Annotated in this window: 18 protein-coding genes; 10 read left to right on the plus strand and 8 right to left on the minus strand. The window is 67.8% G+C overall.

What is annotated here, in order from left to right:
* Positions 1-90 precede the first annotated feature (90 nt).
* Together FDA38_RS37720 and FDA38_RS37725 are read left to right on the plus strand one after the other, a co-directional pair.
* Positions 91-906, plus strand: coding sequence for an SAM-dependent methyltransferase (locus FDA38_RS37720; RefSeq protein ID WP_137258950.1), 816 nt, complete (start codon positions 91-93; stop codon positions 904-906).
* Positions 907-1,078: 172 nt separating this feature from the next.
* Positions 1,079-1,951, plus strand: a complete 873-nt coding sequence (locus FDA38_RS37725) for a DUF3800 domain-containing protein (protein ID WP_137258951.1) — start codon at positions 1,079-1,081, stop codon at positions 1,949-1,951.
* On the opposite strand, the gene FDA38_RS37730 is transcribed toward FDA38_RS37725, so the two are convergent.
* Positions 1,915-2,670 carry an SDR family oxidoreductase gene (locus FDA38_RS37730; protein ID WP_233715164.1) on the minus strand — a complete coding sequence of 252 codons (756 nt, stop codon included), beginning with the start codon at positions 2,668-2,670 and terminating at the stop codon, positions 1,915-1,917. The genes FDA38_RS37725 and FDA38_RS37730 overlap by 37 nt on opposite strands.
* 175 nt (positions 2,671-2,845) lie before the next feature.
* On the opposite strand from FDA38_RS37730, the gene FDA38_RS37735 reads away from it, so the two are divergent.
* The 3 genes from FDA38_RS37735 to FDA38_RS37745 all read left to right on the plus strand — a co-directional run bounded on the left by FDA38_RS37735 (position 2,846) and on the right by FDA38_RS37745 (position 4,306).
* Positions 2,846-3,223: a YciI family protein gene (locus FDA38_RS37735; protein WP_137258953.1), complete on the plus strand. Its 378-nt coding sequence runs from the start codon at positions 2,846-2,848 to the stop codon at positions 3,221-3,223.
* Position 3,224: 1 nt separating this feature from the next.
* Entirely contained in the window at positions 3,225-3,608 is a 384-nt protein-coding gene (locus FDA38_RS37740; RefSeq protein ID WP_137258954.1) for a VOC family protein, read from the plus strand.
* Positions 3,609-3,724: 116 nt separating this feature from the next.
* Positions 3,725-4,306, plus strand: a complete 582-nt coding sequence (locus FDA38_RS37745) for an adenylate kinase (protein WP_137258955.1) — start codon at positions 3,725-3,727, stop codon at positions 4,304-4,306.
* A 20-nt stretch (positions 4,307-4,326) separates the two neighbouring features.
* Here the strand turns inward: FDA38_RS37745 and FDA38_RS37750 are convergent, their stop codons facing one another.
* On the minus strand, positions 4,327-4,959 hold the full coding sequence (locus FDA38_RS37750; RefSeq protein WP_137258956.1) for a hemerythrin domain-containing protein: 633 nt from the start codon (positions 4,957-4,959) through the stop codon (positions 4,327-4,329).
* A gap of 56 nt (positions 4,960-5,015) precedes the next feature.
* Here FDA38_RS37750 and FDA38_RS37755 point away from each other — a divergent pair, with 56 nt between their 5' ends.
* Positions 5,016-6,065 carry a lipoate--protein ligase family protein gene (locus FDA38_RS37755; protein WP_137258957.1) on the plus strand — a complete coding sequence of 350 codons (1,050 nt, stop codon included), beginning with the start codon at positions 5,016-5,018 and terminating at the stop codon, positions 6,063-6,065.
* Here the strand turns inward: FDA38_RS37755 and FDA38_RS37760 are convergent.
* Positions 6,049-6,858 (minus strand): PhzF family phenazine biosynthesis protein, encoded by an 810-nt coding sequence (locus tag FDA38_RS37760; protein WP_170990001.1) that lies wholly within the window; start codon positions 6,856-6,858, stop codon positions 6,049-6,051. The genes FDA38_RS37755 and FDA38_RS37760 overlap by 17 nt on opposite strands.
* A 16-nt stretch (positions 6,859-6,874) precedes the next feature.
* On the opposite strand from FDA38_RS37760, the gene FDA38_RS37765 reads away from it, so the two are divergent.
* The gene (locus FDA38_RS37765; RefSeq protein WP_137258959.1) at positions 6,875-7,258 is read left to right on the plus strand and encodes a VOC family protein; all 384 of its coding nucleotides are present in this window, start codon (positions 6,875-6,877) and stop codon (positions 7,256-7,258) included.
* Here the strand turns inward: FDA38_RS37765 and FDA38_RS42805 are convergent.
* From FDA38_RS42805 to FDA38_RS37785, 4 genes are all read right to left on the minus strand, one after another.
* Positions 7,246-7,890 carry a DUF1707 SHOCT-like domain-containing protein gene (locus tag FDA38_RS42805; protein ID WP_202878020.1) on the minus strand — a complete coding sequence of 215 codons (645 nt, stop codon included), beginning with the start codon at positions 7,888-7,890 and terminating at the stop codon, positions 7,246-7,248. The genes FDA38_RS37765 and FDA38_RS42805 overlap by 13 nt on opposite strands.
* A complete protein-coding gene (locus tag FDA38_RS37775; RefSeq protein WP_137258960.1) occupies positions 7,887-8,588 on the minus strand; it encodes a PadR family transcriptional regulator in 702 nt (233 codons plus the stop codon). Before FDA38_RS37775 ends, FDA38_RS42805 begins: the two co-directional genes overlap by 4 nt.
* Before the next feature lie 75 nt (positions 8,589-8,663).
* The gene (locus FDA38_RS37780) at positions 8,664-9,386 is read right to left on the minus strand and encodes an LmeA family phospholipid-binding protein (protein ID WP_137258961.1); all 723 of its coding nucleotides are present in this window, start codon (positions 9,384-9,386) and stop codon (positions 8,664-8,666) included.
* A 45-nt stretch (positions 9,387-9,431) separates the two neighbouring features.
* Positions 9,432-10,328 carry an NAD-dependent epimerase/dehydratase family protein gene (locus FDA38_RS37785; protein WP_233715165.1) on the minus strand — a complete coding sequence of 299 codons (897 nt, stop codon included), beginning with the start codon at positions 10,326-10,328 and terminating at the stop codon, positions 9,432-9,434.
* Between the two features lie 55 nt (positions 10,329-10,383).
* Between FDA38_RS37785 and FDA38_RS37790 the strand changes: the two genes are divergently transcribed.
* Positions 10,384-11,091 carry a phosphatase PAP2 family protein gene (locus FDA38_RS37790; protein ID WP_137258963.1) on the plus strand — a complete coding sequence of 236 codons (708 nt, stop codon included), beginning with the start codon at positions 10,384-10,386 and terminating at the stop codon, positions 11,089-11,091.
* The gene (locus FDA38_RS37795; protein WP_137258964.1) at positions 11,028-11,699 is read left to right on the plus strand and encodes a phosphatase PAP2 family protein; all 672 of its coding nucleotides are present in this window, start codon (positions 11,028-11,030) and stop codon (positions 11,697-11,699) included. The genes FDA38_RS37790 and FDA38_RS37795 overlap by 64 nt, the downstream gene beginning before the upstream one ends.
* A gap of 4 nt (positions 11,700-11,703) precedes the next feature.
* On the opposite strand, the gene FDA38_RS37800 is transcribed toward FDA38_RS37795, so the two are convergent.
* Positions 11,704-12,303 (minus strand): dihydrofolate reductase family protein, encoded by a 600-nt coding sequence (locus FDA38_RS37800; protein WP_137258965.1) that lies wholly within the window; start codon positions 12,301-12,303, stop codon positions 11,704-11,706.
* A 146-nt stretch (positions 12,304-12,449) separates the two neighbouring features.
* Here FDA38_RS37800 and FDA38_RS37805 point away from each other — a divergent pair, with 146 nt between their 5' ends.
* Positions 12,450-13,493, plus strand: coding sequence for a sigma-70 family RNA polymerase sigma factor (locus tag FDA38_RS37805; RefSeq protein ID WP_233715166.1), 1,044 nt, complete (start codon positions 12,450-12,452; stop codon positions 13,491-13,493).
* Positions 13,494-13,592: the final 99 nt, after the last annotated feature.

The raw sequence follows: 13,592 nt of genomic DNA on the forward strand, positions 1-13,592 counted from the left end.
AAGACGCCCCCGGTGCAGCGCTCGGCGGATTTGCTGGATAGCCTTCCGGCAATCCCGCTTTTCGGATGACGGAACGAGGTGGAGCAGGCCATGCCGGACTACGGGCAGCTGGACCTGATCGACCTCGACCGTGCGTCCCAGGCGCGGGTCTACGACCTGCTGCTCGGCGGGAAGAACAACTTCGAGGTCGACCGGCGGTTCGTCCAGGAGCTGCTGAAGATCGCGCCCGAACTGCCCGAGCTGACCAAGCAGAACCGCCGCTGGCTGGCCGAGGTGATCGGCCGGATGACGACCGAGGGCGGGATCGACCAGTTCCTCGACCTCGGCGCCGGCCTGCCCACCGCGCTGAACACGCACGAGATCGCGCAGCAGGCCAACGTCGCCGCGAAGGTTGTGTACGTCGACCACGACCTGACCGCGATCTCGCACGGGCAGGCCCTGCTCGCCGACGACAAGCGCACCTTCTTCGCCGGTGTCGACCTGAGCGACCCGGCCGCCGTACTGAACCACCCGGACGTGACCGCGGGGCTCGACCTCACGCGCCCGGTCGGGATCCTGCTCGGGCTGGTTCTGCACAACGTCCCGAGCCCGAAGGCTGTTCGCGTCATCGCGGATTACGTGGCCGCCGTACCGTCCGGCTCCTACATTGCGCTGACCAATCCGCTCAACCCGCGCGACGGCGGTCGGCTGGCGGAGTTCTCGACCGCGATCGAGGAGAAGCTGCAGGAGCCGTTCCCGCAGATCCGGTTCCGTACCAGGGCCGAGACCGAGGAGCTCCTCGGCGGGCTCGAGCTGGTCAAGCCCGGGCTCGTCGACCTGACCGCGTGGTGGCCGCACGACGAGCAGACCCTCAGCTCCACCGGCGCCGGCCAGCTCCTCATGGTCGCCCTCGGCCGCAAGCCCTAGGAATTCACTGGTGTCCGGCCGTCGGCCGGACCATGATGGGTCGCGTGTCTGCCAAGGCTGCTGCCGCTCACTGATCGCATCGCGCCCCGATGAACCCTGGCGCGCGACCTGATCACGCCCGTCCTGCGGACGGGCTCCGTAGCGTGCAGTCCTTCAGCCTTGGAGCTTGTGTATGAGTACCCAGTTCGAGGTCGCGTGTGACGAGTCGGGGTTCTCCGGGACCAACCTGCTCGACCCCGCCTCGCCCGTCATCACCCACGCCAGCGTCGACCTCGACGAACCCGCGGCCGCCGGCATCATCGCCGTACTGCGAACCCGTCTGCGCCAGCGCACCGAGTACAAGTCCAACCAGCTACTGCGCCCCGAGCAGCGCCCCGCGCTCGAGTGGCTGCTCACCACCCTCCGCGGCCATGCGCACGTCCACGTCATCGACAAGACGTCGTACGTCGCTGCGCGGGTGCTGGAGCTGTTCACCGAGGAGCCGTCGTACGGCGCGGGGACCAGCCTCGGGACGGATCACTCCGAGGCCGTGGCAACGTTCCGGCAGCGGACCGGGTTCCTGACGGCGTTCGTGGATCTGGCCCGGACCAAGCGGGTGCGGCTGATGGATCACGAGGCCGTGGATCGCTTCTTCGCGACGATGCCCTCCGACGTACCGGCGTTGCGTGCGGTGACTCGCGCGCGTGTCGAGAAGGTGATGCAGCGGCTGATCGACGAGGATCCGGAGATCCCGCCACCTCTCGAGCCGCTGGTGCCGGCGCTCGCGGAGACTGTCTTGTACTGGAGCGCCGGCCATCGATCGATCGACGTGGTGCATGACGAGCAGAGTGCGCTGACCCCTGGTCGGGTGGCGCGGCTGGGAGCGTTCCTGGCCGAGCAGGCGGAGCCACCGCCGTTGCGGTCGTTCACACAGGTTGATTCCAAGCACGATCCGCGAGTGCAGGTGGCGGACTTCCTCGCCGGGATCGCGCGGCGTCGTACGCCGGATCTGGAGGAACTCTTGGAGCCCTACACCTGTGCGGCGACGAAGTCTTCCCAGGTGTGAGTGCCGCGGTCGGCGCCGCTGAGGCTGAGGTTGCCGCCGGCGCGGTACACCTTGCCGGCCTTGCCGGGCACGTGGATCGGCAGCGACAACCGGTGCTTGCCGGTGGCGTGCAGGTAGTCGTGAGCGAGCTCGGACAGGCTGTAAACCTTCGGGCCGACCAGGTCCGGGACGAGGCCCTGCGGCTCACCGAGTGCGAGCTCGACGAGGCGCTGGGCCACGTCCCGCCCGTCGACCGGCTGGAACCGGACGCCGCCGGGCATCGGCAGGACGGGCATCTTCGCCATCATCCGGACCGTGTTCCAGGCGAAGTCGTGCAGCTGGGCGACCCGCAGTACGGAGGACGGGACGGACGACTGCAGGACGGCCTGCTCGGCGCCGAGCTTGGACTTGAAGTACGTCAGCGGGAGTTGGTCGACGGCGGTCACCGAGATGTGGACCAAGTGGCCGACCCCGGCCTGCTCGGCGGCCTTGACCAGGTTGCGGGTGCCGATGTCGTCGCCCTTCGGGCCGCCGGCCAGGTGCAGGATGACGTCCACGCCGTCCACCGCCTGGTCCAGACCGTCGCCCTTGAGCAGGTCGACCGCCAGGTACTCGACACCGTCGCCGCGGTCGTGCGCGTGCCGGCTCAGGACCCGGACCTTGGCACCGGCCGCCTGCAGCAGCGGTACGGCGTGGCGTCCGATCGTTCCGGTCCCACCCGTCACCAGAATCGTGCTCATGATGTGTTCGTTCCTCTCTCTTCGCGTCTAACCGGCTGACGGAACCCGGCGGGGCGAGTGTGACCGGATGTGAGCTGGAATACATCGAGGAGAAATGTCGAGGTCTGTCGAGGGCCTCCGACGTCATCGGTGCCGGGGCGCAGTACGGCGTACCGGCTGAGACTGGAGGTCAAAGATGAAGTACGTGGTTCTGATCCACTCCAACCCGCAGCCGTGGGGTCACCCGACGATCGACTTCACCGAGGTGGGGCGCTCGATCCCCGCGGACGAGCGGGAGGCGATGGGCAAGGAGTTCGACGCGATGCTGGCCGAGCTGTCCGCGTCCGGCGAGCTGGTCAGCGGGCTGGCGCTGGACGCGCCGTCGACGACACGCACGTACCGGTGGGAGGGGAAGCGGCCGGTCAGCACCGACGGGCCGTACGCCGAGTCGAAGGAACAGCTGGCCGGGTTCTTCGTGCTGGACTGCGCGACCCGGGAGCGGGCCGAGGAGCTGGCGGCGAAGTTCGCCGGGCCGGGCGACGTCATCGAGCTCCGCCCAGAGATGATTTTCTGAGATGAACGGCACCGGGATCCGGCTGAGTTCGCCGACGATCAACTGCCCGGACGCGGCGGCGCTCGGCCGGTTCTACGCCCGGATCACCGGCGGGAAGGTGGTCTACACCGACCCGGTCTGGGCGACCGTCGACGGGCCGGGCGGGCGGATCGACTTTCAAAGCGACCCGGCACATGTGCCGCCGACCTGGCCGGATCCCGCGGTGCCGATCCAGTTCCACCTCGATTTCTACGTCGAGGACCTCGCGGCCGCCGCCGAGTTGGTGCTCGCGGCGGGTGCGACGCAGTACGAACATCAGCCGAATGCCGATCACTGTCTGGTGTTCGCGGACCCGGCCGGGCATCCGTTCTGCCTCTCGACGTGGGATTTGCTCGAGAACCAGTGATTCCGGACAGTAACGCGCGGTGTGACGTATTTCGGGCATCCGGAGTGACGTACGCCGTACCGCAGTTGCGGAAGGTCCAATATTCTTTGGGACTTACCGAGGGTCAGGAGGGTGCCGTGACCACTGTCTTGCTGATGGGGCCGCCGGGGGCGGGTAAAGGGACGCACGCGGGTCACCTGGCCGACCATCTCGGGGTGCCGGTCATCTCCACCGGTGATCTGTTCCGGCGCAACATCGCGGACGACACCGAGCTCGGGCGGACGGCCAAGCGCTACCTCGACGCGGGCGAGTACGTGCCCGACGAGGTCACCAACGAAATGGTTCGCGACCGGCTCGCCGCGGCCGACGCCGCCGCGGGCTTCGTCCTGGACGGCTACCCTCGTACGCTCGCCCAGGCCGGCGTCCTGGACGACATCCTCGACGAGCAAGGGCGCGAGCTCGACGCGGCCCTGGTCCTCCAGGTCGCGGTCGACTCGCTGGTCCACCGGCTCCTCCGCCGCGCCGAGATCGAGCACCGCTCCGACGACACCGAAGAGGTCATCCGCCGCCGCTTCGAGATCTACCACGAGCAGACCGCACCCCTGATCAACTTCTACGCGAACCGGGGCATCCACCACGAGGTAGACGCCTCCGCCGACATAGACACCGTCCGCACCCGCGTCTGGCAGGTCGCCGTAGAACTAAAACCCGCCGCCTGAACCAGTTGCTGTGCGCACCTTCACTGTTGCCAGGTGGGGGCTACTGATTTGCGGTAGGTGCGGCCGAAGAGGCCGGCTATGACTGTGAGGACCGGTTTGGGGACGGTGTGGGTGATGGCCTCGGATTCCTCGGGGCCGGCGCCGTCGAGGGCCCAGGCGAAGAAGGTGCCGCCTTGGACCGGGCCTACCTTGGCGAACTCGCGGCCCATCGCCTTGATCTCGGGCGCGTCCTTCTTCGCGAGGTAGACGGGCTCGATCTCCGCCTCCTCGTGGTCCAGGTGTACGACGGTGACCCGTCGCAGCTCCAGCATCGCGGCGTGTGCGGCGGCCGCATCCGTCGCGCTCGCGGACTTCCGCAGCTTGCCCATCGCCGTCCGGGTCGCGGCGAGCGCGGTCGCCATCGTGTCGTGCTCGGCATCCAGCTGTGTCAGCAGGTCCCGGCTCACACCGACCTTCTCCAGCGCCGGCCACGCGATCTCGTGCTCGCCCTCGTGATGCCGGACGAGCTGCTCGTCGAAGTTCTGCCAGGCCACCGCCAACTGCTCGGCCCGCCGCCGGTCCGCGTCCCGGAACCGGTCCAGTGCGTCTAGGAAGCGATCGAGGTCGCGCCGTACGGCGGCGTGGATCGCCTTGTTCATGCTCATTTCCCCCATGACCGGGAGTATGCGCCCCGGGAACAACCGTTGACCAGCGCAAGTTGTTGCTGAGTATGCATGGTGAGTACAAGGTGCCCGGTGGGAAGCTCGTCGTCGCGGATCTCGACGTGGTCGACGAGCACGTCCGGAACGCGCAGATCTCCGGCGACTTCTTCCTCGAACCGGACGATGCGCTCGAGCGGATCAACGGCGCCTTGGCCGGCTTGCCGATCGCGTTGCCCGCGGCCCAGATCGCGGCGCGCGTGCGTGGTGTGCTGGGCGATGGCGTCGAGATGCTCGGCTTCTCCCCGGAGGCGGTCGCGGTCGCCGTACGGCGTGCGTTGACCGGGGCAACGGGTTGGCGCGATCACGAGTGGGAGTTCGTGCACGACGTACCGCGGGAGCCTGCGCTGCAGATGGCGCTCGACGAAGTACTGACCGAGCAGGTCGGATCCGGTGAACGTCCGCCGACGCTGCGTGTCTGGGAATGGGCCTCCAACGCGGTGATCATCGGCAGCTTCCAGTCGCTGCGCAACGAGGTCGATCTGGACGGCGCCGCCCGGCATGACGTGACAGTGGTACGGCGGATCAGCGGTGGCGGGGCGATGTTCGTGGAGCCGGGTAACACGATCACGTACTCGCTGTATGTTCCGGAGTCGCTCGTGTCCGGCCTGTCGTTCATCGAGTCGTACGCGTTCCTCGACGACTGGGTCATTGGTGCACTCAACGATCTCGGCATCGCGGCGACGTACCAGCCGATCAACGACATCACCTCGCCGGCGGGCAAGATCGCGGGCGCGGCGCAGAAGCGGTTCGCGGGCGGCGCGGTCCTGCACCACGTGACGATGGCGTACGACATGGACGCCGGCAAGATGCTCGACGTACTGCGGATCGGCCGCGAGAAGCTGTCCGACAAGGGGACGACGAGCGCGAACAAGCGTGTCGACCCGCTGCGCAGCCAGACCGGCCTCGACCGTACGGACGTGATCGAGCGGATGGTCGGAACGTTCCGGAACCGCTACGGGCTGACGTCGGGCGCCATCGACGCCGCGACCGTGGAGCTTGCTCAGGAACGGGTTGCGGAGAAGTTCGGCACCGAGGAGTGGCTCACGCGGGTGTCGTGATCGGTACGGCGTTCCCGCTGACACGCACGCGGTTGTCCTCGTCGGACAGCTCGACCGTGATGAGGCTGGGCCGACCGAGGTCGTCGCCCTGGTGCAGCGTGATTGTCGGCTGCCCGAGTCCGAGCTCCCGCAGGTAGGCGCCGAACGCGGCCGCGGCCGCACCGGTCGCCGGATCCTCGACGACACCACCGACCGGGAACGGATCCCGCACGTGAAAGACGGTCGGCGACTCCTGCCAGACGAGCTGCAGCGTGGTCAGGTCGCGCTCGAGCATGTACGCGAGCAGGCGATCGAAGTCGTAGTCCAGATCCGCAAGTCGTTGCCTGGTCGCCGTACTCAGCACGAGATGCCGCGCCCCGGCGTACGCGATCCTGGCCGGCAGGTCCGGGTCGAGGTCGGTGGGCTTCCATCCGAGGATGTCAAGCACATCCGTCAGATCACCAGCCGGCTCGACTGACGGCTCCACGCTGGTGAGGGTCGCGCGCAGTCCGTCGTCCACAGTCACCGGGACGACACCGGCCGGGGTCGAGAACACGAACTCACCCGGCCCGTTCCGCTCCGCCAGCGCGACCGCGGTCGCCACCGTCGCGTGCCCGCAGAAGGGCACCTCTGCCTTGGGCGAGAAGTAGCGCACCGATCGGTCGATCACGAACGCGGTCTCGGAGTACCCGATCTCCGCCGCGATCGCCTGCATGGCTTGGTCATCCAGCCCGCGTGCATCCAGCACCACCCCCGCCGGATTCCCACCAGCCGGGTCGAGCGTGAAAGCGGCGTACCGGAGCACAGTCGTCATACCGACAATTGTGGGTATGGAGATCGGGTACGTCATCTTGTATGTCGGGGAGCTGGAACGGTCCGTGGCGTTCTACCGGGATGTGGTAGGGCTGACGTACAAGTTCACGGATGCGGGGTATGCGGAGTTCGACGCCGGGGGAGTGCGGTTCGCGTTGTACGAGCGGCGGCGTGCGGAGTGGTTGACCGGGCATGACGTGACGCCGGGTGCGGGCGGGGAAGTGGTCGTCATGGTCGACGGCGTGGATGCGTACGCCGAGCGGCTGGCGGCGGCCGGCGTACAGGTGCTGAGCGGGCCGGCGGACCGTCCGTGGGGACATCGGACGGTCCACGTTGCCGACCCGGATGGGTTTGTCGTCGAGTTCGCGGAGGAGATCCCGCGGGCTCGTCAGCGGCGGTAGTTGTGCCAGCGGCGCTTGGACATGCCGCTGATCAGGACGATCCAGAACACGCCCCACAACAGCCACGGCGCGGCCAGCGCGAGCGAGCTGATCACCAGACCGAGCATCAGGAACGGCATCAGCATCAGGATCGGCGGCGGCGGGCCGGGCCTCCGGCGTACACCTGCCGGGCCGCGTTGTGCGACCTGGAGGTCCGTGGAGGTCGGCAGATCGTCGAACAGCGGATCGAGCTCGTCGTTGTACCGCGAGCGCGTCGCCTGCTCGCTGCGCTCCTCGAACTCCGCCTGCGTCAACCGCCCGGCGACGAAGTGGTCACTGAGCAACGAAACCGCCTGGTCCCGCTCGGCGTCGCCGATCCGCACCCGCTTCACAGGTACGTCGTCACGCCGCCGAGCGCCGGCCTGCCCGCGGTCGTCCTCGGCGCGGTTCCAGCCGGCGGTCCGTGGGTCGTCCCAGCTGGTCTCGCGCCAGTCACCGACCCAGCCGGGACCACGCTGACCGCCCCAACCGGGACCGCCCCAGCCGCGACCGTCCCAGCTCTCGCCGCCCCAGCCCTGCCATTCGCGCCCGCGGCGGTTGCCGCGAGCGCCGGGACCGCCCCGATGGGGTCGGCCCCGGTCGGCCGCTGTCATGCCCGGTCCTGCTCGTTGTTCTCCGGGCTGTCGTCGTCCTCGGCGAGGATGCCGTACAGCTTGCGCCGCAGGTCACCGACGGCCTCGCGGGCCTTCGCCTGCTGCTCCGGCGTACCGCTGGCCATGATCTGCCACATCGCCGACGCCACCTGCCCGAGCACCGGCTTGAACCCGTTCTCGTCGTCACCGGTGGGAGCGCTCATCGCCTCCCAGGGCGCGGACACCTCGTCCTGGTGCGCGGCGACGTACGCACGACCCTCGTCGGTCAGCTGGAACGTCCGCCGGCCGACCTCGGCGTCAGCCGTCACCAGGCCCTCGTCCTCGAGCTGCTGCAGCGTCGGGTAGATCGAGCCGGGGCTCGGCTTCCACACGCCGCCGCTGCGCTCGGCGATCTCCTGGATGATCTGGTACCCGTTCATCGGCTGCTCCGCCAGTACGGCGAGGATCGCGGCCCGAACGTCACCCCTGCGGGCCTTCGGACCGCGCCACCGCGGCGGCGGGCCCCACGGCGGACCGAACATCTGTCCGCCACCGAACATCCCCCACTGGGGACCGAAGTGCTGCTGCTGCCGATGGCCCTGGTGCCCGCGCCGGCCGGTCATCGCCGCGCGCAGCTCGTCCAGGATGTCGTCGAAGTTCGAACAATGCCGCGCGAACTGCTGCCAAGGCCAGCCCGCGGCGTACGCCGATCCGGTCATCTCGACCACCCGTCCCTACGAAAAGTGATTGCGATAGTTCGACGATATATCGCGAACCATCGCAACCCAAGGGAGTCAGGCGCTGAACTTGAGCTCCTTCGCCGCCGCGGTCAGGACGATCGAATTGTCGACGATGCTGATGCCGGTGAGCTGGGCGCCGAACGGCAGTTCGGGGATCGTGATGCCGCGGGCGAGCTGGTTCTGCAGGGCCGTCCGGACGAACGACGGGATCGAGTCGGACAGCTGTCCGAGAGCCAAGGTGATCCGCCCGTTCTGGACCTGCGGCGTGATCGGCACATCAGCGTTGAAGCCGCGCACCGACAGCTTCGCGTGCAGCTGGCCGTCGACCACCTCAAGCGACAGACCGTCCAGCCCGGTGCTGGCCACCGCGAGCCGGCTCAGCTCGCGCGGCGACAGTTGGAGCCTCAGGTCGCTCGAGTCGATCGTGACCGCCGCGCCGGCCTGCCCGGTCAGCAGTCCGCGCGGCACCTGTACGTCGTGCAGCTGGACCTTCAGGTCCTCGCCCGGGATCCCGGAGAACGTCGGCCGCTCCATCGTCAGCGTGACCTTGGAGAAGTTTTCCTTGACCAGCTGGGGCAGGAACCCGAAGCCCCCGATCTTGACCGACGTGTCGGCCGAGCGTACGTCGTACTGCGCGGCCTTCTTGTCCGCCATCGAGGCGAGCTGGTTCTCGGCGACGTACGCGGCCGCCCGGTCGACGACGACCGCCAGAACCGCCAGCACCAACACGGTGACCACCAACCGCCGCAACCAGCGGCGCGGTCTCGGTGAACTCATCCTTGCCCTTCCACAATTCGGCGAACCCGGGACGCTAGCATCGCATCAGGGCCGGCCGATCATCTCCCGGAGTGCATCGTCGGTCGCCGTCGGTTTGATGCCGAAGGCAACTGTCGCGGCAGTCGAGTCGAGCGCGAACGGCCGCTGCCACTGGTACTGCATCTCCACCATCTCGCGCGCGGCGGGGTCGACCAACCCGGCCAGCTTCAATATCCAGGGCGGCATCGCGGCCACCTTCGCCTTCGGCGCGCCGGCCAGTTCGGCGGCGCGGTCGGCGAGTTGGCGGACCGATACCGGAGCGGGCGTGGGCACGTGCCAGGCTCGGCCCCACGCGCTCTCGTCGCCGGCGACGGCGATCAGGGTCCGCGCGACGTCGCCGACGTACGTCCAGCTGTGCGGCGCGTCCAGGTCGCCCGGCATCATCCCGCGCTTACCGGCGATCACCTTCGGCAACACGGTCACGCTGAACGGCGACACCGCGCCGGCCCCGAGGTAGTCCGACCCACGAACCTCCGCAGTCCGAATCCGTCCGGCCTCATGCGCCGCGAGCGCATCGGCCCAGAGCCTCGCGCGCACCTGCCCCTTGACCGTGTTGGGCAGCAACGGCAGCTCCTCGGTCATCGGCCGGTCCACAGCACCGTACCCATAGAGGTTGCCCGTCGTCACAAGAGTCGCACCGGACGCCTCGGCCGCCGCAATCAACGCTCTGCCGAGCGGCGGCCACTGCGCAGTCCACTTGCTGTACGCCGGCCCCGCGCACGAGTAGATCGCCGTCGCCCCCTCGACGTACTCCGTCAGCCCCTGCCCAGCATCCGCCGCAACCCGCTCGACCCCATCCGGCCCACCCCCAGACCGCGTGATCACCCGAACCCGCTCCCCCCGCGCCACCAGCAGCCGAGCGACCACACTGCCCACAGCCCCAGCCCCGACCACTACGTGCACGTCAGATCCCTCTCGCCTATCCATGATCTAGCTCTCGGTGGGTACAGGATGGCTTATGACGACGCGGCGGGCAGGTGCGGCGGCTGTCGTTCGGACGCGGGGTTGGCGGTTGTTCCGTGGTGTCCTGGCGATGCTGGTGTTCGCGCTGCCTGTGGTGTTTCTCGGGCTGGCGGTGCGGCAGCAGTTCGAGCCGTTGATCAGGGCCGACAACGCGCTCAGCCGGGCGGCCACCGGGTTCAGCCTTCGGCACGGGCTGGTGCCGGCGCTGACTGTGCTCCAGGCCGTCAGCCAGCCGTTCGTCGTGTACATCGTCGCGACCGGGGTGGCTGTCTGGGTGTGGACGTCGAAGAAGCTCAAGGGCCGGGCGTTGTGGGCGTTCGTCACGATGATGGTCGGTTGGGGAATCGGCGGCATCTCCAAACCGATCGCACAGCGTGCACGGCCCGTGGTCGACGGTCAGGTGCCGCATGCCCACGGCTACTCGTTCCCCTCCGGCCATACGCTGAACATCACGTTGGCGGCCGCCGTCATGGTCTTCCTGCTCTGGCCGCTGCTGTCGACGACCTGGCGGCGCGTCGCCGTCGTACTCGCGATCGTGGTGCCGGTGATCGTCGGTCTGGACCGGCTTTTCATCGGCGCGCACTTCCCGTCCGACATTCTCGCCGGGCACATTCTCGGTCTAGGCATTATGTTCGCCTCATGGATCGGGTTCATCGGCAAGACGGCGTCGACCTCCTCACCAGGACCGTCGCACCCGGCGTAGCACTCGGTGGACTCATCATCGGGATCGGCCTCGCCCTCAAAGGACCACTCGACGGGCTCTCCCACAGCGAAGAGGCGGTGAACAAGGATCTTGCCGCCAACCGGACCGGCACCTGGGACACGATCACCGCGATCTGGTCCCAGATCGGCAACACCGCCGGTGTGATCGCGGTCTGCATCGTCGTCTCGTCCCTACTGCTCTGGCGAACCCACGACCTACGCCTGGCCCTCGTCGCCCCGATCGCGATCGCCATGCAGGGCCTGATCTTCCTGATCGCAGCCAGGGTCGTCGATCGCGACCGCCCCCAGGTCGACAAGCTCGACGCATCCCCACCGACCGCCAGCTACCCCAGCGGCCACACCGGCGCGTCCACCGGCCTGTACGTCGCCTTCGCCCTACTCGCCCTAGGCATCGAACGCCCCTGGCTGCGTTGGACAACCGTCGTCCTCTGCCTGGCCATGCCGCTGCTCGTGGCGTTCGCCCGTCTCTACCGCGGCATGCACCACGTCACCGACGTGGGCGCCGGCTTCCTCAACGGCTCCATCTGCGCCCTACTCGCCTACGCCTGGTACCGCCACTGCAAGTCCCGCCGCACGTCTCGCCGCTGAAGGTCTAGCTCCGCACGAACTCGTAGGTGTAGAACACCAGGCTGTCACCGAGCTTCCGGGTGTTGACCAGGTGCAGCGGCTTCTTGTCGCTGGTCTCGTCGAAGAGACGCCGGCCGGTTCCCAACATGACCGGGAAAACTACCAGCCGTAGTTCGTCGGCCAGGTTCTCTTCGATCAGCGTGCGCTGCAGCTGATAGCTGCCGTAGACCAGGATCTCGCCGTCCACCTTCCGCTTCAGCTCCGAAATCTCCTTCACCGCATCGCCGCTCAGAACCGTGGCATTGGTCCACAGAGGCTCGTCGAGAGCCGACGAGACGACGTACTTGGGAAGACTGTTGATTCTGTCCGCCCACTCCGGGCTTACCCGGACAGCCGCGCCGACGCCCGACACCATCCGGGACGCGAACCACTCACTGCTCCGTGCGCCCAGCAGCAGCGCCTCCACATCCAGCGCTTCCTGCGTCTCGCGGGCCTGCCAGTCCTCGAGGTCCTTGCTCCCCACGAACTGGTGGAACCACCCGCCCCGCTCGAAGCCCTCCGAACCGTCCGGGTCCTGCACCACTCCATCGAGGGTGACATTCGAGCTGATGACGATCTTTCCCATCTCCGTGCTCCTTTGACGATGTTGTCGGCTATCACTGCTCTAGACGACGCCGTCATCAGAAAGGAGGCGCTGCGCGACCGCCCCGTTCGCGCCTTGGTCGGCGTCCATACAGGATGGGACTGCACACAAGGAAAGGTGTGGCGGGAGTGGAGTTGGCGAGAACGGATCTGATGTCGAGGGCGCAGGCCGGCGACGGAGACGCATTCCGAGCACTGACCGAGCCGCACCGCCGAGAGCTTCAGGTGCATTGCTACCGGATGCTCGGATCGTTCCAGGATGCCGAAGACGCTCTCCAGGACACGATGCTCGCCGCTTGGCGAGGCCTCGAACGATTCGACGGACGCGCCTCACTCCGCACCTGGCTTTACCGCATCGCCACCAACCGCTGCCTCGACACACTGCGCTCCGCTCGCCGACGTCCTGCCAAGCAGTGGGACATCCCGGGAACTGAACCACCAGAACCCACTGGGCTTGGCGAGATCCACTGGCTCGAGCCCTATCCCGACGCCCTACTGGACGGTGCGATCACTGTGCCGCTCGGTCCGGAGGCGCGCTACGAGCAGACCGAGTCCATTTCCCTGGCCTTCGTGACCGCCCTGCAGATCTTGCCGCCTCGCCAGCTCGCCGTCCTCATCCTGCGCGACGTCCTCGGATTCCACGCGGACGAGGTAGCCGACATGCTGGATACCACCGTCGAATCGGTCAAAAGTGCCCTCAAACGCGCGCGTGCAGGAATGCAGCGCCGACTGCCGGTCATGACTGCTCGAGAGCAACCGCCTGCTGGCGACTCTCCTGCCGAGGACGCGATCGTGACGAAGTTCGTGAGCGCTTACGAATCTGCCGACATCGACGCACTGGTGGCTCTGTTGACCGACGACGTCTTCATGTCGATGCCACCGATGCCGCGGGAATACCGCGGCCGGGACAGTGTTGCCCGCTTCTTCGAGTTCATCTTCGGCTCGGTGGAAAGATTCGAACTGGTACCGACGCGAGCCAATGGTCAACCGGCATTCGGGGTCTATCGACCTACCCCCACCGGCACCCACGGAGTCGGCCTCTTCACCATCACCCTCACCGGCGACCGAATCAGCGCCATGACGCGCTTCGAAGACACCGTCCTGTCGATCTTCGGCCTGCCGCGATCGCTTGTAGCGGTGCCCCCAGCAGGATTTCAGTCCGACCGTTCTTGACTTCACTCCGCTTTGTGGTCGCCCGGTCTGCGATCCGCTGTTCATCCGCGGCGGGGGACGCGAGGCGGGCGCGGACCGACAAGTGTCGGTGGCATAGCC

Source organism: Kribbella jiaozuonensis, assembly GCF_005233875.1.
GTDB lineage: Bacteria > Actinomycetota > Actinomycetes > Propionibacteriales > Kribbellaceae > Kribbella > Kribbella jiaozuonensis.